Source organism: Enterobacter sp. Crenshaw (assembly GCF_024734705.1).
In the GTDB taxonomy this organism is placed as follows: Bacteria; Pseudomonadota; Gammaproteobacteria; order Enterobacterales; family Enterobacteriaceae; genus Enterobacter; species Enterobacter asburiae_B.
The window spans coordinates 3,388,709-3,412,571 of record NZ_CP102932.1 but is presented as its reverse complement, the minus strand read 5'-3'; the positions used below and the strand labels follow the sequence as shown (position 1 = coordinate 3,412,571).

The 23,863-nt window shown below is 56.5% G+C and carries 20 protein-coding genes; 9 read left to right on the top strand and 11 right to left on the bottom strand.

Features of this window, described 5'->3' with window-relative positions; translation table 11 throughout:
- Positions 1 to 341 precede the first annotated feature (341 nt).
- On the top strand, positions 342 to 2,582 hold the full coding sequence (locus NWV12_RS16205) for an EAL domain-containing protein (protein WP_048978861.1): 2,241 nt from the start codon (positions 342 to 344) through the stop codon (positions 2,580 to 2,582).
- 4 nt (positions 2,583 to 2,586) lie between these two features.
- On the opposite strand, the gene ppx is transcribed toward NWV12_RS16205, so the two are convergent.
- The 4 genes from ppx to purM all read right to left on the bottom strand — a co-directional run bounded on the left by ppx (position 2,587) and on the right by purM (position 8,072).
- Positions 2,587 to 4,125 carry an exopolyphosphatase gene (gene ppx / locus NWV12_RS16200; RefSeq protein WP_048978862.1) on the bottom strand — a complete coding sequence of 513 codons (1,539 nt, stop codon included), beginning with the start codon at positions 4,123 to 4,125 and terminating at the stop codon, positions 2,587 to 2,589.
- Positions 4,126 to 4,128: 3 nt separating this feature from the next.
- Positions 4,129 to 6,189, bottom strand: a complete 2,061-nt coding sequence (gene ppk1, locus NWV12_RS16195; protein WP_032643595.1) for a polyphosphate kinase 1 — start codon at positions 6,187 to 6,189, stop codon at positions 4,129 to 4,131.
- A gap of 207 nt (positions 6,190 to 6,396) precedes the next feature.
- Positions 6,397 to 7,038 carry a phosphoribosylglycinamide formyltransferase gene (purN, locus tag NWV12_RS16190; RefSeq protein ID WP_023308771.1) on the bottom strand — a complete coding sequence of 214 codons (642 nt, stop codon included), beginning with the start codon at positions 7,036 to 7,038 and terminating at the stop codon, positions 6,397 to 6,399.
- Positions 7,035 to 8,072 (bottom strand): phosphoribosylformylglycinamidine cyclo-ligase, encoded by a 1,038-nt coding sequence (gene purM / locus NWV12_RS16185; RefSeq protein WP_008501643.1) that lies wholly within the window; start codon positions 8,070 to 8,072, stop codon positions 7,035 to 7,037. Before purM ends, purN begins: the two co-directional genes overlap by 4 nt.
- A gap of 266 nt (positions 8,073 to 8,338) precedes the next feature.
- On the opposite strand from purM, the gene NWV12_RS16180 reads away from it, so the two are divergent.
- From NWV12_RS16180 to NWV12_RS16165, 4 genes are all read left to right on the top strand, one after another.
- Positions 8,339 to 9,769, top strand: coding sequence for a 6-phospho-beta-glucosidase (locus tag NWV12_RS16180; RefSeq protein WP_047060721.1), 1,431 nt, complete (start codon positions 8,339 to 8,341; stop codon positions 9,767 to 9,769).
- 226 nt (positions 9,770 to 9,995) lie between these two features.
- Positions 9,996 to 10,622 (top strand): uracil phosphoribosyltransferase, encoded by a 627-nt coding sequence (gene upp, locus NWV12_RS16175; protein ID WP_023308769.1) that lies wholly within the window; start codon positions 9,996 to 9,998, stop codon positions 10,620 to 10,622.
- Between the two features lie 83 nt (positions 10,623 to 10,705).
- Complete coding sequence (gene uraA / locus NWV12_RS16170) at positions 10,706 to 11,995, top strand: uracil permease (protein ID WP_048978863.1); 1,290 nt, start codon at positions 10,706 to 10,708, stop codon at positions 11,993 to 11,995.
- 96 nt (positions 11,996 to 12,091) lie between these two features.
- Positions 12,092 to 12,793 (top strand): DnaA inactivator Hda, encoded by a 702-nt coding sequence (locus NWV12_RS16165; protein WP_211438414.1) that lies wholly within the window; start codon positions 12,092 to 12,094, stop codon positions 12,791 to 12,793.
- Positions 12,794 to 12,834: 41 nt separating this feature from the next.
- Here the strand turns inward: NWV12_RS16165 and NWV12_RS16160 are convergent, their stop codons facing one another.
- From NWV12_RS16160 to celB, 3 genes are read right to left on the bottom strand one after another with little or no spacing between them, the layout of a single operon-like run.
- Positions 12,835 to 14,256: a M17 family metallopeptidase gene (locus NWV12_RS16160; protein WP_048978864.1), complete on the bottom strand. Its 1,422-nt coding sequence runs from the start codon at positions 14,254 to 14,256 to the stop codon at positions 12,835 to 12,837.
- Positions 14,256 to 15,212: a N(4)-(beta-N-acetylglucosaminyl)-L-asparaginase gene (locus tag NWV12_RS16155; RefSeq protein ID WP_039263716.1), complete on the bottom strand. Its 957-nt coding sequence runs from the start codon at positions 15,210 to 15,212 to the stop codon at positions 14,256 to 14,258. Before NWV12_RS16155 ends, NWV12_RS16160 begins: the two co-directional genes overlap by 1 nt.
- Positions 15,213 to 15,215: 3 nt before the next feature.
- A complete protein-coding gene (gene celB, locus NWV12_RS16150) occupies positions 15,216 to 16,535 on the bottom strand; it encodes a PTS cellobiose transporter subunit IIC (RefSeq protein ID WP_024907562.1) in 1,320 nt (439 codons plus the stop codon).
- A gap of 146 nt (positions 16,536 to 16,681) precedes the next feature.
- Between celB and NWV12_RS16145 the strand changes: the two genes are divergently transcribed.
- The gene (locus NWV12_RS16145) at positions 16,682 to 17,506 is read left to right on the top strand and encodes a helix-turn-helix domain-containing protein (RefSeq protein WP_048978865.1); all 825 of its coding nucleotides are present in this window, start codon (positions 16,682 to 16,684) and stop codon (positions 17,504 to 17,506) included.
- On the opposite strand, the gene arsC is transcribed toward NWV12_RS16145, so the two are convergent.
- Both arsC and bepA read right to left on the bottom strand, forming a co-directional pair.
- Positions 17,503 to 17,859, bottom strand: coding sequence for an arsenate reductase (glutaredoxin) (arsC, locus tag NWV12_RS16140; RefSeq protein WP_023308762.1), 357 nt, complete (start codon positions 17,857 to 17,859; stop codon positions 17,503 to 17,505). The two genes, NWV12_RS16145 and arsC, sit on opposite strands and share 4 nt — an antisense overlap.
- Positions 17,860 to 17,877: 18 nt before the next feature.
- The gene (gene bepA, locus NWV12_RS16135; protein ID WP_048978866.1) at positions 17,878 to 19,341 is read right to left on the bottom strand and encodes a beta-barrel assembly-enhancing protease; all 1,464 of its coding nucleotides are present in this window, start codon (positions 19,339 to 19,341) and stop codon (positions 17,878 to 17,880) included.
- A 221-nt stretch (positions 19,342 to 19,562) separates the two neighbouring features.
- On the opposite strand from bepA, the gene NWV12_RS16130 reads away from it, so the two are divergent.
- Positions 19,563 to 20,627, top strand: a complete 1,065-nt coding sequence (locus NWV12_RS16130; RefSeq protein WP_033146172.1) for an AI-2E family transporter — start codon at positions 19,563 to 19,565, stop codon at positions 20,625 to 20,627.
- Between the two features lie 96 nt (positions 20,628 to 20,723).
- Here NWV12_RS16130 and bcp read toward each other — a convergent pair whose 3' ends face one another.
- Positions 20,724 to 21,194 carry a thioredoxin-dependent thiol peroxidase gene (gene bcp, locus NWV12_RS16125; protein ID WP_032659360.1) on the bottom strand — a complete coding sequence of 157 codons (471 nt, stop codon included), beginning with the start codon at positions 21,192 to 21,194 and terminating at the stop codon, positions 20,724 to 20,726.
- Positions 21,194 to 21,763, bottom strand: coding sequence for a glycine cleavage system transcriptional repressor (locus tag NWV12_RS16120; RefSeq protein WP_045888584.1), 570 nt, complete (start codon positions 21,761 to 21,763; stop codon positions 21,194 to 21,196). Before NWV12_RS16120 ends, bcp begins: the two co-directional genes overlap by 1 nt.
- Before the next feature lie 145 nt (positions 21,764 to 21,908).
- On the opposite strand from NWV12_RS16120, the gene dapA reads away from it, so the two are divergent.
- Positions 21,909 to 22,787, top strand: coding sequence for a 4-hydroxy-tetrahydrodipicolinate synthase (gene dapA, locus NWV12_RS16115; protein ID WP_033146170.1), 879 nt, complete (start codon positions 21,909 to 21,911; stop codon positions 22,785 to 22,787).
- A 16-nt stretch (positions 22,788 to 22,803) separates the two neighbouring features.
- Positions 22,804 to 23,838, top strand: coding sequence for an outer membrane protein assembly factor BamC (bamC, locus tag NWV12_RS16110; RefSeq protein ID WP_033146169.1), 1,035 nt, complete (start codon positions 22,804 to 22,806; stop codon positions 23,836 to 23,838).
- The last annotated feature ends 25 nt before the right edge of the window (positions 23,839 to 23,863 follow it).

Below are 23,863 nucleotides of genomic sequence, written 5' to 3'. Positions count from 1 at the left end.
TGGATAAGCCCTTTTGGGCGACAAGGATATTAAGGCACAGCGGGAAGGCGGGGTCAATTCTGCTGTGTGTAAATAACCGTCAATGTTTACATTGATTAATGTTATTGAAATTAATTAATGCATTTACCATATTGATAATATGAAGAAAATAATTTCAAAAAAACGCCGCAAAAAGTTATTTGCGTAAAGTAGTTTGATTTAAGTCAACGGCTTCCCGGCCCTGATATTTAAAATCCTTCCTCCATACAGTTCGCCCCTCACCTTGCCGGGCGGCGCGTACGTCAGGTTGGATGCCTGTCTTTATTTTCCCTCTGGAGCGAAAGGGGTTTAACCGGGCATCTATGAACATTCTCGCTTTCCTGAAAAAAAATGAAAACCGCTGGTGGGCATTGCCGCTTATTTTGCCTGTGGTTTTACTTCCCGTGCTGAGCATTGCGAATACGTTCACGCAGCTGGGCGACGGCATTGCGGCACTCTATTATTTACCCCTCTCATTTTTGCTTTCGCTGATGATGTTCTTTGGCCTGGAAGCGCTGCCCGGGATCGTATTGTCGCTGTTTATCCGCTATTACCCGTCGGTCGGTATGTTTGAAACCGTCGCGGGGATCCTCCATTTTGTCGTCCCTTTAGTGCTCAGCTGGGGTGGCTACCGGGTGTTTGCGCCCAGACGGAATATGACCGCGTACGGCGACGTTCGGCTGATGGCGCAGCGCATCTTCTGGCAGGCGTTCTGCCCCGCGACGCTGTTTCTGGTGCTGTTTCAGTTTGCGGTGTATTTAGGCGTGTATGAGAGCCGCCAGAGCCTTGCGGGATTAAACCCCCTCAATATTCGCACGCTCATCAACTATCAGACGCTGCTGGTCAGCGGCCTGACGGGCGTGCCGCTGAGCTATCTGCTGATCCGCCTGCTTCGTCATCCGCGCTATATCAAAAGCCTTCTCTCGCAGATCCGTTCCGAGATAGACAAAAAGGTGACGGTCGTTGAGTTGTTGGTGTGGGCTATCGCGCTTGGCGGGCTGCTTTCGCTGCTGCTGCTTCCGATGAATGAGAACAGCTCCATTTTCACCACCAACTATACTCTTTCCCTGCTGATGCCGGTGATGCTCTGGGGCGCGATGCGTTTTGGCTATAAGCTGATTTCGCTTATCTGGACGCCGATACTGCTGGTGTCTATTCACTATTTTTACCGCTATATCCCGGTGAACCCGGGGTATGACATTCAGCTGGCGATCACCTCTTCCAGTTACCTGGTTTTCTCGTTCGTGGTTATTTATATGTCGATGCTGGCGACCCGGCAGCGCGCAGCGAACAAACGCTCCCGCAGGCTGGCGCTGCTCGACCCGGTCGTCCATATGCCTAATCTGCGGGCGCTGTCGCGCGATCTGGCGAAAAACCCGTGGTCGGCGCTCTGCCTGCTGCGCATTCCGGAGCTGGAAATTCTGGGCCGAAATTACGGCGTGTTGCTGCGCATTCAGTACAAACAGCAGCTGGCGCAGTGGGTGAATGGCATTCTCCAGCCCAATGAGCTGGTGTATCACCTGACCGGGTATGACCTGGCGGTACGGCTTAACGCGGAATCGCACCAGCAGCGGATTGAAGCCCTGGACGAGCATATCAAGCAGTTCCGCTTTGTCTGGGACGGCATGCCGCTGCAGCCGCAGGTGGGCGTGAGCTATTGTTATGTCCGGTCCCCGGTTAACCATCTTTATCTGGTGCTGGGCGAGCTGGGCGTGGTTGCCGACCTGTCGCTCTCATCCAACCATCCGGAAAACCTTCAGCAGCGTGGGGCCGTCCATTTGCAGCGCAACCTGAGGGATAAAGTCGCGATGATGAGCCGCCTGCAAAAGGCGCTTGATAACGACGAATTCACCCTGCTGGTTCAACCCGTTCGCGGCATGCGTGGCGATTGCTATCACGAAGTCCTGCTCCGGATGCCGGATATAAACGGGCTATTGATCTCCCCCGACCAGTTCCTGCCCGTCGCGCAGGAGTTTGGTCTCTCTTCGCGGGTAGATTTGTGGGTGCTCGAGCACACCCTGCGTTTCCTGGCCGCGCATCGCGAAAGACTGCCCGGCCAGCGCTTTGCCATTAATCTTGCCCCGTCGACCGTGTGTCGGGTGCAGTTTCCGCTTGAGGTGAATCGCCTGCTGGCGAAATACGCCATTGAGCCGTGGCAACTGATCTTTGAAGTGACGGAGTGCAGCACCTTTTGCAATGCGGAGCAGGCGCTACACATCCTCCGGCAGCTGCAGAAAATGGGGGTACGTATTGCAATTGATGATTTTGGCACCGGCTATGCGAGCTATGCGCGGCTGAAAAGCGTGGACGCGGATATTCTCAAGATTGACGGCAGCTTTATTCGCAATATCGTCAACAACAGCCTGGATTATCAGATTGTGGCGTCTATCTGCCATCTGGCGCGCATGAAAAAGATGCTGGTGGTAGCGGAGTATGTCGAAAGCGAAGAGATACGTAGCGCGGTTCACGCGCTAGGCATCGATTATGTGCAGGGTTATCTGATTGGCAGACCGGCACCGCTTGAGTCACTGCTGGAAGCAGAGGCGTCCACCGCGGACGCCTGAGCCGTTACGCGGCGACGTCGGCGCTCTCTTCTTCAATTTTGAGCAGCCAGCCGGTGACCGCTTCCCAGTACTGCTGCTCTTTTTCCAGGTCCAGCAGGACCAGCGCGTTCTGGCTGAACCAGTCGTGCGGGAAGCTCAGCGTCCAGTGATGGTCGTCGGTTTTAAGCTTCAGCGTAGGCGGCGTGGTGGTGGCCTGACGCTGGTTATTGAGCAGCACGCCCAGACGCAGCAGCTGAATAAGCGGCAGGAACTGTTTTTTCTTGAACAGCGTAAAGCGCGGCAGGTCGTCGAGCTTGATGGCCTTGCGGTGATAACGCACCAGGGTCGCCATCATGGTTTGCTGCTCCTGGTTGAAGCCAGGCAGATCGCTGTTTTGCAGAATGTAGGCCGAATGGCGGTGCATCCCGCTGTGGTTGATGTTCAGCCCCACCTCGTGCAGCATCGCGGCCCATTTCAACAGCGCGGCAAGCTGCGGGTGCGCGAGCTTCGGATTCTGCTCCTGCCACTGTTCGTACATCTGCACCGTGGTGTCCAGCACGCGCTTCGCCTGTTCACGGTCGATGTTGTACTGGTTGGCCAGGCTTTGTGCGGTGCGGCTGCGAATATCCTGATGGCGGAAACGGCCTTCCATCTCATACAGCACGCCTTCACGCAGCGCGCCGTCCGACAGACGCAGCTCTTTTATGGCGAGGGCATCAAACACGCCGCAGAGAATAGCCAGCCCCGGCACGAATACCGCTTTACGCTCGTCGGAAAGACCCGGCAGGCTTAAGGCGTCAAAACTTTTATGCTTCAGCACTTCTTCGGTCAGCAACGTCAGGCGTTCGGGCGTAATAAACCCGTCTTTTTCACCCATCGCCAGCAGCACTTCATGCGCCGCCTTGATGGTGCCCGACGCGCCCAGCGCCACGTTCCAGCTCTGAATACGGTACTGCCAGGCCAGATTTTCCAGCTTCTGGACAGCCGCCATACGCGCGCGCTGGAAGTTCTCGCGGGTGATGGTGCCGCCCGGGAAATACATCTGCGCGAAGCTGACGCAGCCCATACGGCGGCTTTCCACCAGGCGCGGCTCAAAATCTTCGCCGATCACCAGCTCCGTTGAGCCACCGCCGATATCGATAACCAGCTTGCGCCCTTTTTCCGGCTGGGTGTGCTCAACGCCCATGAAAATCAGACGCGCTTCCTCGTTGCCGGAGATGATCTCAATCGGGTAGGGGATCACTTTTTCGGCCCGCTTGAGGAACTCCGGGGCGTTCAGGGCCTGGCGCAGGGTGTGAGTGCCCACGATGCACACGCTGGAGGGCGAGAAGCCCTGCAGGCGTTCAGCAAACAGCGACAGGCAGTTTAACCCGCGCTCCATCGCCTCTTCGCTGAGCATGCTGCGTTCATCAAGACCATCCGCCAGGTGTACGCGCTGCTTCAGACGACCGATGATCTGCAGCGCGCCATCCACCTCACGGGCGATGACCATGTGGAAACTGTTAGAGCCAAGGTCGACCGCGGCGAATTCCTGCGGGCGTGGGGTCTTATCATTTATCGGCATAGGTTAATCGGGTTGCTCGAGTGATTTGATATAGTCGTAAATCGCCAGTTGCGACCGCACTTTGCGGCGGTTGCCGCGCGGTACATAGCGGTTACTGAGTTCTTTGTCGATATAGCGTGCTTTCACGGTATCGCTGAACAGAATCTCGATGATGTCGAGGATCTGCTGCTTCAGACGCGGATCCAGCAGCGGTGCCGCGACTTCAATACGGTAGTCAATATTGCGCGTCATCCAGTCTGCCGAAGAGAGATAGACCTGTTTATCACCCGCATTATCAAAAATATAGATCCGATCGTGTTCCAGGTAACGGTCAACAATGCTGATCACACGAATATTGTCGCTGATGCCTTCCAGTTCCGGGATCAGCGAGCACATGCCGCGGATCAGCAGGTTAACCGGAACGCCGGAGCTGGACGCTGCATACAGCCTGTCCACCAGCCCTTTGTCGACCAGGTTGTTAAGCTTCAGCGTGATGCCGGACGACAGCCCTTTCTGGGCATTGGCGATCTCTTTATCGATCATATCGTACAGCAGGCGGCGCGAGTTCTGTGGCGAGACCAGCAGATAGTCAAAGCTCACCGGACGGTACGGGTTTTCGATAAAGTTAAAGACCCGGCGCACTTCGTTAGTAATGCGGGCGTCGGCGGTTAAGAGCGAGTAGTCGGTATAAATTCGCGCCGTTTTCTCGTTAAAGTTCCCGGTACCGATGTGGGCATAGCGCACTACATCGTCACCCTCTTTACGGGAAATCAGGAACAGCTTGGCGTGAATTTTTAGCCCCGGCGCGGAGAAGATGACGTGCACACCGGCTTCCGTCAGACGGCGCGCCCAGTGGATGTTGGCCTCTTCGTCGAAGCGCGCCTGCAGCTCAACCACCACGGTGACTTTTTTAGCGTTGTGCGCCGCATGGATCATCGCGTCGATGATGCGGGAATCTTTTGCCACGCGGTAGATGTTGATTTTGATCGCCAGCACGCTCGGGTCGAACGAGGCCTGACGCAGCAGTTCGAGCACGTGCTCAAACGTGTGATACGGATAGTAAAGCAGCACATCGCGTTCGCGAATGGCGTCGAATCCGTTGCGGAATTTATCGAACCACAGATGGCGCAGGCGCGGCAGCGGCTTGTTCACCAGATTGGCTTTGCCGACGTTCGGGAAGCCAATAAAGTCTTTAAAGTTGTGGTAACGACCGCCCGGCACGATGGAGTCATAGCGCGAAATGGTCAGTTTATCGCGCAGCATCTCCACCATGGCGTCCGGCATATCGCGCTGATAGACAAAGCGCACCGGCTCGGCCGTCAGGCGCTGTTTTAGGCTGGAAGACATCAGCTCCATCAGGCTGGCTTCCATCTCGTGCACCAGGTCATATTCGGCGTCACGGGTCATCTTCATCGAGTAGGCGTTTAACGCATCGTAATCGAAGAAGCCTTTGAAGATGTCGTCCAGGCAGTAGCGCAGGATGTTGTCCAGCAGGATCATCGGCTTGCGTCTGCGCGGGGTTTCCGGCGGCAGGTTCACAAAGCGCGGCACCTTGTCGGACGGGATCTCCAGCAGCGCGTAACGGATAGACTCACCGCGAATAATTTCCACCGCCAGGTAGGTGTAATCATCCTTCAGGAACTGAACCAGATCGGTTTCGCGGTTGATCAGAATCGGGGTAATGTGCTGGCGCAGATAGTGTTTGAAGTAGTGGCGCAGCCAGTTTTGTTGGTTAACGGAAAGCTGGCGTTCGTTAATCAGGAAGATTTGATTGCGCGCCATCTCCAGCAGCAGTTCGTTATACAGGCCGTCAAATTCCTGATCGGCTTTCAGCACGCGGGACTGGATTTTGCCCAGCAGATGCCGCGAGTGCGAGTTTAAGCCCTGTTCTTCGCTGATGATGATGCGTCTTTTCAGCTCGGCAAAGCGAACCTTGTAGAACTCATCCAGGTTGTTGGAATAAATGCCCAAAAAACGCATGCGCTCGATCAGCGGGTTACTTTTGTCTGCCGCTTCCTGGAGTACACGTTCGTTAAATGCTAACCAGCTTAGCTCTTTCTCGATATATAACTTTTCCTGACCCATTACAGCTCACACTCCAGTTCAATCACAGGACGTGGTAAATCCGTCTCGTCCTTATTATGGCGAGCATTTCCACGATATGTCCAACAGTGCCAGAAAAGTATGACAGTTATTTTTTTTGTTGGGGATTTTAGAAGGTTGGAGAAGGGAATATCGGGTAATGCAATGAACAGGTCGGGTAAGCGCAGCAGCGCCACCCGACGTAACAAACTACTCTTCCGCCGCATAACCCTGCGGGGGTAACTTCACGCCGTCCAGCCAGGCTGCGCCGTCGCGCATCTCGAGACGCCCGTCGACAAACCAGCTGACCACCAGCGGGTAAATGGCGTGTTCCTGGGTCTGCACGCGTTCGGTCACGTCTTCTTCGCTATCGCCGTCAAAGACCGGAACTTTGGCCTGCAGGATCACCGGGCCGCCGTCCAGCTCGTCGGTAACGAAATGCACGGAGGTGCCGTGCTCCTCATCGCCGTTTTCCAGAACCTGGCGATGGGTGTGCAGGCCGGGATATTTCGGCAGCAGGGAAGGGTGGATATTCAGCAGACGACCAGCGAAGTGTTCGACGAAGGCCGGGCTCAGAATACGCATATAGCCCGCCAGCACGACCACGTCCGGCGCGTAGGCATCAATCTCATGCACCAGCTCGCGGTCAAAGGCTTCACGCCCGGCGAACTGGCTGGCTTCCAGCGCGTGCGCGGGAATGTTCGCTTCCCGCGCGCGCTCAAGGCCGAACGCGTCGGCCTTGTTGCTGAAAACTGCCCGAATGGTGCCATTGATTTTCTTCTGCTTGCAGGCGTCTATGATGGCCTGCAAATTGCTTCCGTTGCCGGAAATGAGCACCACGATGTTTTTCATTCAATGACCACACGCTGTTCGGAATCGGAAGCTTTAATCGTACCGATTTTCCACGCGTTTTCACCTTTTTCAGTCAGCAGCTTAACCGCTTTATCCGCTTCGCTTGCCGGCAGGGCGATAACCATGCCCACGCCGCAGTTAAAGGTGCGGTACATTTCGTGAGAGCTCACGTTGCCTGCGGTCTGCAGCCAGTTAAACACGGCTGGCCACTGCCATGAGGATTCGTCGATCACCGCCTGGGTGTTGTCCGGCAGGACGCGCGGGATGTTTTCCCAGAAGCCGCCGCCGGTCAGGTGAGCGATAGCGTGAACGTCGACGTTCTCGATAAGCTCAAGCACGTTTTTCACGTAGATGCGGGTCGGCGCCAGCAGATGGTCAGCCAGCGGTTTACCGTCCAGCTCGGTGGTCAGCGGGTCACAGCCGCTCACTTCGAGGATTTTACGCACCAGGGAGTAGCCGTTGGAGTGCGGGCCGCTGGAGGCGAGCGCGATCAGCACATCGCCATCGGCCACTTTGCTGCCGTCGATAATTTCTGATTTTTCTACTACGCCGACGCAGAAGCCCGCGACGTCATAATCTTCGCCGTGATACATGCCCGGCATTTCTGCGGTTTCACCACCGACCAGCGCACAGCCGGACTGCAGGCAGCCTTCGGCGATACCGTTAATCACGCTGGCAGCGGTATCCACGTCCAGTTTGCCGGTTGCGTAGTAATCGAGGAAGAACAGCGGCTCTGCGCCCTGTACCACCAGGTCATTCACGCACATCGCGACCAGATCGATACCGATCGTGTCGTGACGTTTTAAATCCATCGCCAGGCGCAGTTTAGTGCCTACACCGTCAGTACCCGAGACCAGAACAGGTTCACGATATTTTTGCGGCAGCGCGCACAGTGCGCCGAAGCCACCCAGACCACCCATCACTTCCGGGCGGCGGGTTTTTTTCACCACACCTTTGATTCGGTCAACCAGCGCATTACCTGCGTCAATATCAACACCGGCATCTTTGTAGCTGAGAGAAGTTTTGTTGGTCACGGCTTAAATCCCCACGCGATTGCATAGCTAGTAAGAAAAATCGGCGCAATTCTAACAGTCCAGGCAAACGTTTGCGAGCCTATTCTGGACGTGGGGATCTTTTTTTCTGTGTACCTCGTGAATGCAGCCAAACTTGACTCTGTTCACGAAAATGAAACCGGTTTCTGAGAACTGCTTGCAACAGCTATGCCCTTTGCACATCATCGAACTGAAACCGGTTTCTGTAATTGTTTTTGCAGAAAATAACGCAGAATGAGGGAAAGCGAATGTCAGGATTTAAAGCAGATTTTCTGTGGGGCGGGGCCGTTGCGGCGCACCAGCTGGAAGGCGGCTGGAAAGAGGGCGGCAAGGGCGTGAGCGTGGCCGATGTGATGACCGCGGGGGCGCACGGCGTGCCGCGTGAAATCACCAACGGCGTGCTGGAGGGGAAAAATTATCCTAACCATGAAGCCATCGATTTCTACCACCGCTATAAAGAAGACATCAGACTCTTTGCCGAGATGGGGTTCAAATGCTTCCGCACCTCTATTGCCTGGACGCGGATCTTCCCGAAAGGCGACGAGCTTGAGCCTAACGAGGCTGGCCTGAAATTCTATGACGATCTGTTCGACGAATGCCTGAAGTACGGCATCGAACCGGTTATCACCCTGTCTCACTTCGAGATGCCTTTCCATCTGGTTACGGAATACGGCGGCTGGCGCAACCGTAAGCTGATCGACTTCTTCGTTCGTTTTGCAAAAGTGGTGTTCCAGCGCTACCAGCATAAGGTGAAGTACTGGATGACCTTCAACGAGATCAACAACCAGGCTAACTTCCACGAAGACTTTGCGCCGTTCACGAACTCCGGGCTGAAGTACGCGCCGGGTGAAGACCGTGAACCGGTGATGTTCCAGGCGGCGCACTACGAGCTCGTGGCCAGCGCCCTGGCGGTGAAGGCGGGGCGCGAGATTAACCCGTCGCTGCAGATCGGCTGCATGATTGCCATGTGTCCTATCTACCCGCTGACCTGTGCGCCGGACGATATGATGATGGCGATGAACGCCATGCACCGCCGCTACTGGTTCACCGACGTGCACGTTCGCGGGAAGTACCCGCAGCACCTGCTCAACTACTTCGAACGTCGCGGCTTCGCGCTGGATATCACCGAAGAGGATAAAGCCGCGCTGAAGCAGGGCTGCGTCGATTACATCGGCTTCAGCTACTACATGTCCTTCGCCACCAAGGCGACGGCGGACAACCCGCAGCTGGATTACGACGAAAGCAAGAGCCTGGTCTCTAACCCGTACGTGCAGAAATCCGACTGGGGCTGGCAGATTGACCCGGTCGGGCTGCGTTACTCCCTGAACTGGTTCTGGGATCACTACCAGCTGCCGCTGTTTATCGTTGAGAACGGTTTTGGCGCGATCGACGTGCAGGAGAGCGACGGCACGGTGAACGACCAGTACCGTATTGATTATCTGGCCGCCCATATCCGCGAGATGAAAAAAGCGGTGGTGGAAGATGGCGTGGAGCTGATGGGCTACACCCCGTGGGGCTGCATCGACCTGGTGTCTGCCGGTACGGGCGAAATGAAAAAACGCTACGGCTTTATCTTTGTGGATAAAGACAATGAAGGGAACGGCACGCTGAATCGCAGTAAGAAGAAATCGTTCGACTGGTATAAGCAGGTGATTGCGAGCAACGGCGAGAACCTGTAATTGTCGGGTGGCGCTAACGCTTACCCGACCTACACTACACGTAGGCCGCGTAAGCGCGGTGCCACCGGGCAGAACCCCGCACCCAAGCCGGAGTCTCGCCTCCGGTTTTTTTGTCTCTAAATCACTTTGCTTGATATACGTCAAGCAACATGGGTATGGCCTAATCCGAAAAAAGCGGTATAATCCCGCGATTTTTTTGCGGACGCCACCTCAGAGGAGAAAGAGAATGAAGATTGTGGAAGTGAAACACCCACTCGTTAAACACAAGTTGGGCCTGATGCGTGAGCATGACATCAGCACGAAGCGTTTTCGCGAACTGGCATCTGAAGTCGGCAGCCTGCTGACCTACGAAGCGACCTCTGATCTGGAAACAGAAAAAGTCACCATCGAAGGCTGGAACGGCCCGGTGCAGGTTGAGCAGATCAAAGGTAAGAAAATTACCGTGGTGCCAATTCTGCGTGCCGGTCTCGGCATGATGGAAGGCGTGCTGGAGCACGTGCCAAGCGCGCGTATCAGCGTGGTCGGGATCTACCGTAACGAAGAAACCCTTGAGCCGGTTCCTTACTTCCAGAAGCTGGTCTCTAACATCGACGAGCGTATGGCGCTGGTGGTTGACCCAATGCTCGCGACCGGTGGCTCAATGATCGCCACCATCGACCTGCTGAAAAACGCGGGCTGTAACAGCATTAAGGTGCTGGTACTGGTTGCCGCTCCGGAAGGGATCGCGGCGCTGGAAAAAGCGCACCCGGACGTTGAGCTGTATACCGCCTCTATCGACCAGGGCCTGAACGAGCACGGGTACATCATCCCGGGGCTCGGCGATGCCGGCGATAAGATCTTTGGTACGAAATAATCGAATAACGATAAATAAGCCGACTTTGATAGTCGGCTTTTTTTTGAATAAAACACCAACAATACTACACAGAGGAAAACACTATGACGCGCCGTGCTATCGGGGTGAGTGAAAGACCGCCGCTTTTACAGACTATCCCGCTTAGTTTGCAGCACCTGTTCGCCATGTTTGGCGCAACCGTGCTGGTGCCAATCCTGTTCCACATTAACCCGGCCACCGTGCTGCTGTTCAACGGCATCGGTACGCTGCTGTACCTCTTTATCTGTAAAGGCAAAATTCCGGCGTATCTCGGGTCGAGCTTCGCCTTTATCTCGCCGGTGTTGCTGCTGCTGCCGCTGGGTTATGAAGTCGCGCTGGGCGGCTTTATCATGTGTGGCGTCCTGTTCTGCGTGGTGTCCTTCATTGTGAAGAAAGCCGGTACCGGCTGGCTGGACGTGATGTTCCCGCCTGCGGCGATGGGCGCCATCGTTGCGGTCATCGGTCTTGAGCTGGCGGGCGTCGCGGCGAATATGGCCGGTCTGCTGCCTGCTGACGGCCAGTCACCGGATTCCAAAACCATTATCATCTCGCTGGTAACGCTGGGCGTGACGGTGTTTGGCTCCGTGCTGTTCCGCGGCTTCATGGCGATTATCCCTATCCTGATCGGCGTGCTGGCGGGCTATGCGCTCTCCTTCGCGATGGGCGTGGTGGACACCACCCCGATCGCTCAGGCCCACTGGTTTGCGCTGCCAACCTTCTATACGCCACGCTTTGAATGGTTTGCTATTTTCACCATTCTGCCTGCGGCGCTGGTGGTGATTGCGGAGCACGTCGGCCACCTGGTGGTGACGGCGAACATCGTTAAGCGCGATTTAATCCGCGACCCGGGTCTGCACCGCTCCATGTTTGCGAACGGTTTCTCCACCATCATCTCCGGTTTCTTCGGCTCGACGCCAAACACCACCTACGGTGAGAACATCGGCGTGATGGCGATCACCCGCGTCTACAGTACCTGGGTTATCGGCGGCGCGGCGATTATCGCCATTCTGCTCTCCTGCGTCGGTAAACTGGCGGCAGCGATTCAGATCATTCCTGTGCCGGTGATGGGAGGCGTTTCTCTGCTGCTGTACGGCGTGATCGGTGCTTCCGGTATTCGCGTGCTGATTGAATCCAAAGTGGATTACAGCAAGGCGCAAAACCTGATCCTGACCTCCGTTATCCTGATCATCGGCGTGAGCGGCGCGAAGGTACACATTGGTGCGGCCGAGCTGAAGGGCATGGCGCTGGCGACCATCGTCGGCGTGGGCCTGAGCCTGATCTTCAAGCTGATCTCGGTCATTCGCCCGGAAGAAGACATTCTGGACGCGGACGACAGCGAAAAAGCACCACATTGATCGAAAAGTCGGGCGAGGGATCGCCCGGTTCTCTCCTTGCAGGTTCCGTGTTAAACTCCATTCCGATTTTACGTAGGATCTCTGGTTGAGGTATTTCTGAACGGACCGGCACAGCTCTCTCTGCCACTCTATCTCCCTGACGACGAAACTTTCGCGAGTTTCTGGCCGGGTGATAACCCCTCTTTACTGGCTGCACTGCAAAACGTGCTGCGCCAGGATCACAGCGGATACATCTATATCTGGTCACGCGAAGGCGCGGGGCGCAGCCATCTGCTGCATGCCGCCTGCGCGGAGCTTTCGGCGCGCGGAGATGCGGTAGGCTATGTGCCGCTGGATAAACGTACCTGGTTCGTGCCTGAGGTGCTGGAGGGAATGGAACATCTCTCGCTGGTCTGCATCGATAATATCGAATGCGTGGCGGGGGACGAGCCGTGGGAAATGGCGATCTTTAACCTCTACAACCGCATTCTGGAGTCGGGCAAAACCCGGCTGCTGATCACCGGCGATCGTCCGCCTCGCCAGCTGAATCTGGGGCTGCCGGATCTGGCATCTCGTCTGGACTGGGGGCAAATCTACAAGCTCCAGCCGCTGTCGGATGAAGATAAGCTTCAGGCGTTACAGCTACGCGCAAAGCAGCGCGGGTTTGAGCTGCCGGAGGACGTGGGGCGCTTCCTGCTCAAGCGGCTGGATCGCGAAATGCGCACGCTGTTTGACACGCTCGATCAGCTCGATCGCGCCTCCATTACCGCCCAGCGCAAGCTGACCATTCCGTTTGTGAAAGATATTCTCAAGCTGTAGTTGTGCCGGGTGGCGGCTGCGCCTTACCCGGCCTACGAAAACTAGACATCCCCCAGCAGGTGTTCAACCAAAAGTGGAATTGGTCTTCCCGATGCCACGCTCCTTCCGCTCTCTCGCCACAGCGCCGTACCGCTGATATCCAGATGCGCCCACGGAATGGTCGGCGGGCAAAAGTGGTGCAGCAGCCACGCCGCCGACGCACTGATTGCCGCATTGTTGGTCGGCGTGTTGCACAGATCGGCAATGGCGCTGTCGGTCTGTTTTTTCAGCCGCGCATCCAGCGGCAGGGACCATACTTCATCGCCACTCTGCTTACCTGCCAGCGTCAGCGCCGCACGCAGCGGTTCATCCTGCGTCATCAGCCCGCTCAGCTCATACCCCAGCGCCTTCACGACCGCACCGGTTAAGGTCGCCATATCAATAATATAGCGCGCCTGCGGATGACGAAGGCTGGCCCAGGCGATGGCGTCCGCCAGCACCAGCCGGCCTTCGGCATCGGTGTTGTTGATTTCAACCGTGGTGCCGTTGCAGGCCGTCACCACCGTTCCGGGCTGCATGGCGTCCGGGCCAATGGCGTTTTCCGCCAGCGCCAGCACGCCCATGATGCGCACGGGCAGCGCCAGCTCTGCCACGGTCTGCATCAGGCCCAGCACGTTAGCCGCACCGCACATGTCGTATTTCATGGTGTACATGCCCGCGCCTTCCTTCAGCCACAGACCACCGGTATCGAAGGTAATGCCTTTTCCCACATAGCAGCGCACCGGGCCGTCGTTGACGCCGTCATAATGGATCGCCAGCAGGCGCGGCGGACAGGTCGCCCCTTTGCCAACGGCGTGCAGCAGCCCCAGACCCTGCTCAGCAATAGCCTTTTCGTTCAGCACGTCGCAGCGCAGGGCGGGGAAGGCGGCACAGAGCCTTTGCGCCTCTTCCACCACAAACTGCGGCGTGCATCGGTCGGACGGTATATCCGCCAGACGTCGCGCCGCGACCATGCCGCGGGCGATGGCCTGCTGCTGGCGGAAGACACCCTCCAGTTTTGCCTGCTGTTCCGGCAGGCAGAGGGCGGTGATGTGCGTAAGGCGCACCGCCGATTCATCCGTTTTCTTCAGCTTCAGGTCGCTTAGCCTGTGCGCCTGATTAAAGAGAAAACGCAGCACCTGCGCCAGCACCACATCGTCGATATCGGTAACGTCCAGTATCAGCTCGGGGCTGACGGGCGAGGCCAGCAGCGGGCGCAGCGCCGTCAGCAATCCTTCGGTCAGGCTGTCCTGCCAGAGGGCATCCGGCAGCAGAGTGATCCGGGCAAACGGGGCGCAGCCAAAGCGGGTGTCAGCGATGCTGGCAGACTCGCGCATTTCCGCGACAAGCGCCGTTTCGGGCAAATGCGTACAGGAGGCGGACGCAATCAAATGGCTTTGCGGAGCCGCGTCAGAAAGCGCGGTGATAAACTGATACGTGATCATCATGACTCCTCAATCGGCGCGCGGATCCGCGCGGCATAGGCCTGCATCCACTCATCGTCTACGGCGTAATAATGCGTTTTCTCCCGCAGGCGTTCGGTGCGAAAAACGGTGAGGGGCTGGCGAGCCGTCGCCACCACAAACGAGAAGGTTTTGATGTTGGTGGCGGCACCAAATTCGCCCCTGTTGTTCATGCACACCACGGAAAGATCGCCCGCGCGGCCAAAGCGCGACATCAGCTTGTCCTCCAGCTCGAACACCACCGAATCCGCCGCCTGCTGCGGCGTCATACCCTGCGCCATGCGGCGGACGATTTCGTAGCTGGTGCAGCCTTTCATCAGATCTTCACCGACGCCCGTGGCGGTGGCCGCGCCGGTTTCACTGTCGCAGTAAAAGCCGGAACCAATAATGGGCGAATCCCCGAGTCGACCGCGTTTTTTCATGAACAGGCCGCTGGTGGAGGTGGCGACGCTCATTGACCCCTGTTTATCAAGGCCGATAATGCCGACGGTGTCATGCCCGTCGTAAGGGCTTAAGCCCTTATCCAGCGTTTCGCGGCAGCGTTTGCGGTAGTGCTGCATGGCGCGGTCAGTGAGCATGGTTTTGTCGGCAAAGCCCTGGCTCAGCGCCCATTCCCGCGCGCCCTGGCCGACCAGCAGGCTGTTGTAGCGCTGGCGGCTTAACGCATGCGCCACCCGCACCGGATTGGCGATATCCACCAGGTTGCCCACGGCGCCAAACGCCAGCGTATCGCCGTCCATGTAGGCGGCGTCCAGCTCTACTTCGCCATTTTCGGTGGGCAGCCCGCCGTAGCCGACGGATTTATAAAACGGAAAGTCTTCGACGGCGGCGACGGCATCCACCACCGCTGCAGAGACCGGTTTACCCGCAGCCAGCGCAGACGCAGACTCCGTAACGCCTTCAAGCGCCATTCTCCAGGTCGCGATAATTCCCCACATGCTTTACTCCTGTTTTGCAAGGGTGGTGTCGGTTTGCGTAACGGTGGCCATTTCCGCCGCGCGGTACTGTTTGTCCACGATACGCATAAAAGGCAGGTACAGCATGGCGCCAATCAGCAGGTTGATAAGCTGCATGACGCTGCCGCTCAGGTGTCCGGTAACGATAAAGCCGCTGATAACCGGCGGCAGCGTCCAGGGAATAAACACCCCGGTGGTGACGGCAACCGCGCCAATCTTCATCGCCGCATACTGCACGGTGACCAGCACCAGCGGCACCAGGTTGAACGGGATAAGCATTATCGGGTTCATAATCACCGGCAGGCCAAACAGGATCGGTTCGTTGATGTTAAACACCGATGCCCCGGCGCCGAGGCGCGCCACTTCACGCATGTTTTTGCTGCGGGCGAAAATCAGCATCGCAATCACCAGCGACAGCGTGGCCCCCGCGCCGCCCATCCAGATCATGTCAAAAAACTGTTCGGTGATAATGTGCGGCGGCGTCGTGCCTGCCTGAATCGCGGCGATGTTGTCGGTCTGGTTCTCCATCCACAGCGGGCGAATGATGCCGTTGATCATCGAGCCGGAGTTAATGCCCACTGACCACAGAATGGTGATGCTGAACACCGTCATCAGCGCGCCAAAGTAAGAGGTGCCGTAGTGGCGCACCGGCGTGGCAACCACTTCGTAAATAAACTGGTGGATGGTGTTGTAGTGGGTGTTTTCAAACACGATGCGGATACCGAGTACCAGAATCATCACCAGCAGGGCCGGGATCAGCGCGGCGAACGACTCCTGCACCGCCGGAGGCACGCCGTCCGGCATTTTGATCACCAGTTTTTTGCGCTTGAGCCAGCAGAACAGCTCCGTCCACAGCAGGGAACCGATCATCGCCACGAACAGCCCTTTGCTGCCAATCCACTCCACCGGAATGACGGTAATACCGCCGTTTTCCGCCACTTTGATAAAGGGCGTCAGGATGAGAAAGGCGACCAACGCCAGGATACCGCAGGAGATGCGGTCTTCACCGTAGTGTTCCGCCAGGCGGAAGGCAACCAGGAAGCTGATGAACAGCGACATGGTGGAGAAGACCGCGTTGAACGGGATTTCAATAATGGCGCTCCAGCTCTCACCAAAGGCCTGAGACATAAACTGCTGATAGGCTTGATTCGGGAACGACGAGATCACCAGCAGAATAGAGCCGACGATGATAAACGGCATGAATGACACGTAGGCGCCGCGAATGGCCCCGAGATGACGCTGCTGGGCCGTTTTGGCCGCCAGCGGCATCAGTTTTGCTTCAAGAAATCCCAGAACATTGTTCATTGTGAACTCCGTACAAGATTGAGGGGTGTTGTTTGTGTTATGTCTTAGGATTATCAGTGAAGCGCGGCGAGCGAAAGGTGAAATCGGTCACAAAGCAATCGCTGGCGTAGTATAAATCTCATGAGATTGGTTTTAAGGATCCTGCGATGGAAATTAAACTGCATGCTAATGCCACCACGACGCCGCGCATCCGTCGCTATCTACAGCAGTCAGATAAAAGCGACAGGGAGCTGGCTACCGAGCTGGGTATTTCGGTCACTACCGTCAGGCGCTGGCGCAACCGCGAGCAGGTTTCGGATAATCACACGACGCCAAAAGTGATACACAAAGCATTGAGACAGGAGCAGGTTGCGCTGGTCAATGCCCTGCGGGATATCACTGGCGCCCCGCTGGACGAACTGCTGCAGATGGTCAATAGCGAACTCGGGATCGCCGTGTCCCGCGCGACCCTGAACCGCTATCTCAAACCGGCTTCGATAAAGCAGAAGGGCGCGACGTTGCAGGGAAAAAAGGCGCTGAAGGCAGGTATCGTGCCGCAAAAACTCCTGTTACATCATCAGCCTCTGTCGCTGCATATGGACGATGGCGGGGAACAGCATCTGCTCTGCGCGCGTGAACCCGTGAGTGGCTGGTGCTACGCCCGGCTGTACGCGGGCATTTCTCCGCAGCTGCTGGCCCACTGGACGAACGACGCGCTGGCAGCCTGTCCGGCTGATATTCAATCTGTTGAGACTTTTGGTTTCGAGGTGAAGCTTGAGGAGCGTAATACCACCGTAACGGTGCATCCACAGCAATACCGCGCCGTTCAGGTTGATCTACCGCTATGTGAAATCATCCCACGTCTGAACAGTGAACCGGCAGGCGAGCTGTTGATCCAGCTGTGCGAATTTTACAACCGGGGAAAAGCGCAGAAAAAGCTGGGAGAGAGTACGCCGCAGGCCTTTCTGGAAGCGCTGCGGCATAAGGACTAGAGGATCTCGAGCACGTCTTCCGGCGGGCGTCCAATGCGCGCCTGGCCGTTCGCCACCACTATCGGGCGCTCAATCAGCTTTGGATTTTCAACCATCGCCTGGATCAGCTCAGCCTCGGTGAGACGGCTGTCATCCAGGTTAAGCGACTTATACAGATCTTCTTTCTGACGCATCAGCTCTCTTGCACTGCCCATTCCCAGCATGTGCAGCAGCTGGCGGAGGGTTTGCGCGTCAGGTGGGGTGTCGAGGTACAGCACGACTTCCGGCTCAACGCCGTTAGACTTCAGCAGACTCAGGGTATCGCGGCTCTTGGAGCAGCGAGGGTTGTGATAAATTTTTACGGCGTCTGTCATGACGTGAATTCTCCTTTATTACATCTTCTCGTACGGCTTAAAGCGCTGCTGCAGGCCGCGCAACTGATCGATACGCGCGTCGTAACGGGCCTGCTGGAGGCTGCCGAGCTTGACCTGCGCGCTGGCGCTGCTGAGCGTGGAAATCGCCTGATCGAGGCGGCCCACCAGGGCAAAACCTTCGGCACGCGCCGCCAGCTCCTGATCGCGGTTGACGAGCTGGGCTTCCGCCTGAGCGAGCAGATCCCAGCCGTTTTGATCGTCTTTATTGTTAAAGGTATAGCGGTTCAGAATGGTCGCCGCTTCGCCAGGCTGACCGCCCTGTAAGTAAGCGTTCGCCAGGTTAAGCTGCAGCACCGGGTTGGTACGGACGTCTTTCGCCCCCTTCAGACGGTTAATCGCATCGGCCGTTTTCTTCTGGCCCAGATCGATATCCGTCGACAGATCGAGGTACCACGGGTTGTTCGGGTCTGCAGCCAGAAGCGGTTGCAGCGCTTTGCGCGCCTCGTCGTATTTGCTGGCTTCCATCGCCTGGAGCGCCTGACCATACTGCGCGGCGTTTTTCTCACGCACGTTGCCTTTCGCCAGGGTATCCAGCAGGTCGCTGGTGAGCTGGTTACGCCCGGAATTGTACATCCCCAGGGTTCTAACCTTCGCCATGTAGAAATCCTGCGAAGACTGGACCACCACCGGACGCATCTGGTTAGCACGGTTACGCGCGTCCGACAGGCGGCTTTCGGGTAATGGGTGCGTCAGCAGGATTTCCGGCGGACGGGAAGAGTAACGCGCCTGATCGAGCAGTTTTTCGAGGAAGCTCGGCATGGCCTGCGGGTCAAAGCCCGAACGCTGCAGCACCTGAATCCCGATGCGGTCCGCTTCCTGTTCGTTTTGCTGGGTAAAGCTGATCATCCCCTGGCGCGTTCCCGCCAGCGTACCGGTCAGGGCTGCCATCCCGGCCTGCGGGCTGGCCATCGCCAGCAGAATGGAGCCCAGCGCGCCCACCCAGGTGAGGGGGGCGTTACGTTTCTGGTCTTCCATGGCGCGCGCCAGGTGGCGCTGGGTGACGTGCGAAATTTCGTGCGCCATTACCGAGGCCAGCTGGCTTTCGTTGTCGGAATAACGGAATAATGCCGAATGCAGCACCACGTTTCCGCCAAAGAAGGCGAAGGCGTTGATTTCGTCATTATTGATTAAATAGAAATGGAAGGGCGTTTTTACCGAGTCGGCGTGCGAAACCAGACGCATCCCCAGCCCGTTAATGTACTGTACCAGCAAAGGGTCGTTGATCAGCGGGGCGCTGCCGCGCAGCTGGCGAACATAGTAATCCCCCATTTGCATCTCTTGCCCAATAGAGAGCGTGCTTCCTGCTGTGGTGCCCATGTCCGGCAATGAATCGGACGAGTCAGCAAAAGCGGGCAACACCTGACCGACCGTCACCGCGGCAATCAGTGTTGCAACCAGTGTTTTTCTCAACTGCCTGAACATAACCACTGTCCTGTATGTTGGATGTGCTAATTTGACCGATGAACCGGCATATCGTTCATCTCTGCTGCTCAGCGAGTGTAGCCGTGTTACAGCATGAAGAAAATCCCATTCATCAGGCTTTTGCGGATTGCGATCGGGATACAAAAAGCGAAAGTCTTTTTTGTGACAGTTAGATACAATTCACCGTCTCACCCCCGCCATTCGATTCAGGGAAGGGTTGTATGCTCGAAATGTTAATGCAGTGGTACCGGCGTCGGTTCAGCGACCCGGAAGCCATTGCTTTGTTGGTTATTCTGGTTGCCGGGTTCGGTATTCTGTTCTTCTTCAGCGGCCTGCTCGCGCCACTGCTGGTGGCGATTGTGCTGGCGTACCTGCTGGAGTGGCCGACGGCGCGCCTGGAACACATCGGCTGTTCCCGCCGGTGGGCGACCAGCATCGTGCTGGTGCTGTTTGTCGGCATCCTGCTGCTAATGGCCTTTGTGGTAATGCCGGTCGCCTGGCAGCAGGGAATTAACCTGATCCGCGACATGCCCGGCATGTTGAACAAGCTGTCTGATTTTGCCGCCACGCTGCCGCGCCGTTACCCGGCCCTGATGGATGCCGGGATTATTGACGCGATGGCCGAAAATATGCGCGCCCGCATCATGACGATGGGTGATTCGGTGGTGAAGTACTCTCTGGCCTCGCTGGTCGGGCTGCTGACGCTGGCGGTTTACCTTGTGCTCGTGCCGCTGATGGTTTTCTTCCTGGTGAAAGATAAAGATCAGATGCTCAACGCCGTGCGCCGTATTCTGCCGCGCAACCGCGGGCTGGCAGGGCAGGTCTGGGAAGAGATGAACCAGCAGATCACCAACTACATTCGCGGCAAGGTGCTGGAGATGATTGTCGTGGGGGTCGCCACCTGGATTGGCTTCCTGATTTTCGGCCTGAACTACTCGCTGCTGCTGGCGGTGCTGGTGGGGCTGTCGGTCCTGATTCCGTATATCGGCGCGTTTGTGGTGACCATTCCGGTTGTTGGGGTCGCGCTGTTCCAGTTTGGGCTGGGGACAGAGTTCTGGAGTTGCTTTGCGGTGTACCTGATTATTCAGGGCCTGGACGGTAACCTGCTGGTACCGGTGCTGTTCTCCGAAGCGGTGAACCTGCATCCGCTGGTGATTATCTTATCCGTGGTGATTTTCGGCGGGCTGTGGGGATTCTGGGGCGTGTTCTTTGCGATTCCGCTGGCGACGCTGATTAAGGCCGTGGTCCACGCGTGGCCGGATGTGCCGGCGGTGGAAGAGAAGTAGTTTTTGTGCGGCCTGATGCCCTCACTCCGACCCTCTCCCACGGGGAGAGGGGGAAAACATTAAAAACGGCAACCTGGGTTGCCGTTTTGCTGTTTATCAGGCGCTTGCTTTCAGCCAGTTCAACACCACGTCGTGGTGGTTGCTGGTTTTGAAGTCGTCAAACACATGTTCAACTTTACCGTCAGCGTCAATCAGGAAGCTGATGCGGTGAATGCCGTCGTAGGTTTTACCCATAAACGTCTTTTCGCCCCAGACGCCGAACTGCTCGCACACCTGATGATCTTCATCAGAAAGCAGCGTGAAGTTCAGCAGCTCTTTTTCAGCAAATCGTGACAGCTTTTCTGGTTTATCCGTGCTGATACCCAGCACTTCCACACCGACTTTTTTCAACTCGTCCATGTTGTCGCGTAAGCCGCAGGCCTGTACGGTGCAGCCGGGGGTCATGGCTTTCGGGTAGAAATAGACCAGAACACGCTGTCCCTGGAAGTCGGTCAAATTTACTTGCTCGCCGTCTTGATCCGGTAAGCTAAATTTCGGTGCGATGTCACCGGCTTTCAGTGGGTTCATTACTCAACTCCATCCTGTTCGTGCTGCGAATAATTGACGACGCTTATACTGCCCTGCGCGTTTAATTCTGTACAGAGGGCTTTGAACGCTTGCTCGATATTTGACGCATCCTGTGAGGCAGGGCTGTGCGCGGTAATTTGAATAAACAGCACCGGAAGACCCTGGTCATCGCTTGTCTGCGTACGGGAAACCAGTTCGGCAATATTCATCTGATGATTGTCAAAAAGCGCGGTGAAACGCTCAATCAGATGCGGTGAATCAGGCACTTCAACCTGCACCCAGACGGTAGAAGGCAGTGCCGGACGCGGACGCGCGGTGGTGCGCTTCATGACAATCAGCAAATCCAGTTCGGCCCCCTTCAGCGGCAGGGTCGATTCAATCAACGTAATGGCGTTCCATGTCCCGGAAAGCAACATAATAAATGTGAACTCTTCGCCAAGCATCGCCAGACGGCTGTCTTCGATATTACAGCCGCAGCTGCTTACGTGACGGGTGATGGTGTTCACGATACCCGGCCTGTCGGCACCCAGCGCAGTGATAACCAGGTAATGTTGTGATGAGGTTGTCAAACCTGTTCTTCCTTTGCATGGTTAAGTCTTCCTAAGGAAAGCATAAAAAAAACATGCATACAACCGCCTGCGAGCCTCAGGTCGCTTGCTTTTATTACAGTTCCAAACGTAACATTGAGGCTCTTGTTCGCACAGAGGATGGCTCATGTTCACGGGAAGTATTGTCGCGCTTGTTACACCGATGGATGAAAAAGGTAATGTCTGCCGGTCAAGCATGAAGAAGCTCATTGATTACCATGTCGCCAACGGAACCTCGGCGATCGTTTCGGTAGGGACTACCGGTGAATCCGCAACGCTGAGCCACGACGAGCACGGCGATGTGGTGATGCTGACCCTGGAACTGGCGGACGGACGTATTCCGGTCATTGCGGGGACAGGGGCTAATGCAACCGCAGAAGCTATCAGCCTGACCAAACGTTTTAACGACAGCGGCATCGTGGGCTGTCTGACGGTGACCCCTTATTACAACCGTCCTACTCAGGAAGGTTTGTTCCAGCACTTCAAAGCCATCGCTGAACATACTGACTTGCCACAAATTCTGTATAATGTGCCGTCCCGTACCGGTTGCGATATGCTGCCGGAAACCGTTGGTCGTCTCTCGGAAGTAAAAAATATTATCGGTATTAAAGAGGCGACAGGGAACTTAAGCCGCGTTCATCAGATCAAAGAGCTGGTTTCAGACGACTTTATCCTGTTGAGTGGTGATGATGCGACCGCGCTGGACTTTATGCAGCTCGGTGGTCATGGCGTGATCTCCGTAACGTCAAACGTTGCGGCGCGCGATATGGCTGAAATGTGCAAACTGGCCGCAGCCGGTCACTTTGATGAAGCGCGCGTCATTAATCAGCGTCTGATGCCGCTGCACAATAAATTATTTGTCGAACCCAATCCGATCCCAGTGAAATGGGCATGTAAGGAGTTGGGGCTTGTAGCAACCGATACGCTGCGTCTGCCAATGACACCGATTACCGACCACGGTCGTGACATCGTCAGGGCGGCGCTGAAGCATGCCGGTTTGCTGTAGAGTTTAGGGAGATTTGATGGCTTATTCAGTACAGAAGTCGCGCCTGGCGAAGGTTGCGAGTGTTTCGCTTGTTATGCTGCTCGCTGCCTGTAGTTCAGATTCGCGCTACAAGCGCCAGGTGAGCGGTGATGAATCCTATCTGGATGCGACCCCGCTTGCTGAACTTCACGCACCGGCTGGTATGATCCTGCCGATTCAGAACGGCGATTATAATATTCCCGTGACCAACGGCAGCGGCCTGGTCGGTAAAGCGCTTGATATTCGTCCGCCAGCACAGCCTCTGGCGCTGGTCAGCGGGGCGCGTACCCAGTTCACCGGTGATACGGCGTCTCTGATGGTTGAGAGCGCGCGCGGTAGCACGCTGTGGCCGCAGGTTGTCAGCGTCATTCAGTCGAAGAACTACACCATCGATAAACGCGATGACGCCAGCCAGACGTTAACCACCGACTGGATCGAATGGAACCGCCTGGATGAAGACCAGCAGTACCGCGGTCGTTATCAAGTCTCCGTTAAACCACAGGGTTACCAGCAGGCGGTTAACGTTAAGTTGTTGAACCTGGAGCAGGCGGGTAAACCGGTTGCGGATGCCGCGTCCCTGCAGCGTTACAGCACCGAAATGCTGAACGTGATTGCCGCAGGTCTGGATAAGACCGCTACCGATGCCGCCAACGCCGCGCAGAGCCGCAACGGCGCGACCTTCGATGTGCAAAGCGGTGCGGATGATACCGGCCTGCCAATGCTGGTGGTGCGTGCACCGTTTAACCAGACCTGGCAGCGTCTGCCAGCGACGCTTGAAAAAGTGGGCATGAAAGTGACCGACAGCACGCGTTCAACCGGCAGCATGACGGCAACGTATAAGCCGCTCTCCGACAGCGCATGGCAGGAACTGGGCGCGAAAGATCCTCAGCTTGCCTCCGGTGACTACAAGATTCAGGTAGGCGACCTTGATAACCGCAGCAGTCTGCAGTTTATCGATCCAAAAGGTCATACGCTGACCCAGTCGCAGAACGATGCGCTGGTCGCTGTCTTCCAGGCAGCATTCAGCAAATAAATACGAGGGCTGGTGAATCCAGCCC

What these genes read in the sequence shown, in the direction of transcription:
- NWV12_RS16205 (WP_048978861.1), top strand. Translation starts at nt 342, where the DNA reads ATGAACATTCTCGCTTTCCTGAAAAAAAATGAAAACCGCTGGTGGGCA.
- ppx (WP_048978862.1), bottom strand. Translation starts at nt 4,125, where the DNA reads ATGCCGATAAATGATAAGACCCCACGCCCGCAGGAATTCGCCGCGGTC.
- ppk1 (WP_032643595.1), bottom strand. Translation starts at nt 6,189, where the DNA reads ATGGGTCAGGAAAAGTTATATATCGAGAAAGAGCTAAGCTGGTTAGCA.
- purN (WP_023308771.1), bottom strand. Translation starts at nt 7,038, where the DNA reads ATGAAAAACATCGTGGTGCTCATTTCCGGCAACGGAAGCAATTTGCAG.
- NWV12_RS16180 (WP_047060721.1), top strand. Translation starts at nt 8,339, where the DNA reads ATGTCAGGATTTAAAGCAGATTTTCTGTGGGGCGGGGCCGTTGCGGCG.
- upp (WP_023308769.1), top strand. Translation starts at nt 9,996, where the DNA reads ATGAAGATTGTGGAAGTGAAACACCCACTCGTTAAACACAAGTTGGGC.
- uraA (WP_048978863.1), top strand. Translation starts at nt 10,706, where the DNA reads ATGACGCGCCGTGCTATCGGGGTGAGTGAAAGACCGCCGCTTTTACAG.
- NWV12_RS16160 (WP_048978864.1), bottom strand. Translation starts at nt 14,256, where the DNA reads ATGATCACGTATCAGTTTATCACCGCGCTTTCTGACGCGGCTCCGCAA.
- NWV12_RS16155 (WP_039263716.1), bottom strand. Translation starts at nt 15,212, where the DNA reads ATGTGGGGAATTATCGCGACCTGGAGAATGGCGCTTGAAGGCGTTACG.
- celB (WP_024907562.1), bottom strand. Translation starts at nt 16,535, where the DNA reads ATGAACAATGTTCTGGGATTTCTTGAAGCAAAACTGATGCCGCTGGCG.
- NWV12_RS16145 (WP_048978865.1), top strand. Translation starts at nt 16,682, where the DNA reads ATGGAAATTAAACTGCATGCTAATGCCACCACGACGCCGCGCATCCGT.
- arsC (WP_023308762.1), bottom strand. Translation starts at nt 17,859, where the DNA reads ATGACAGACGCCGTAAAAATTTATCACAACCCTCGCTGCTCCAAGAGC.
- bepA (WP_048978866.1), bottom strand. Translation starts at nt 19,341, where the DNA reads ATGTTCAGGCAGTTGAGAAAAACACTGGTTGCAACACTGATTGCCGCG.
- NWV12_RS16130 (WP_033146172.1), top strand. Translation starts at nt 19,563, where the DNA reads ATGCTCGAAATGTTAATGCAGTGGTACCGGCGTCGGTTCAGCGACCCG.
- bcp (WP_032659360.1), bottom strand. Translation starts at nt 21,194, where the DNA reads ATGAACCCACTGAAAGCCGGTGACATCGCACCGAAATTTAGCTTACCG.
- dapA (WP_033146170.1), top strand. Translation starts at nt 21,909, where the DNA reads ATGTTCACGGGAAGTATTGTCGCGCTTGTTACACCGATGGATGAAAAA.
- bamC (WP_033146169.1), top strand. Translation starts at nt 22,804, where the DNA reads ATGGCTTATTCAGTACAGAAGTCGCGCCTGGCGAAGGTTGCGAGTGTT.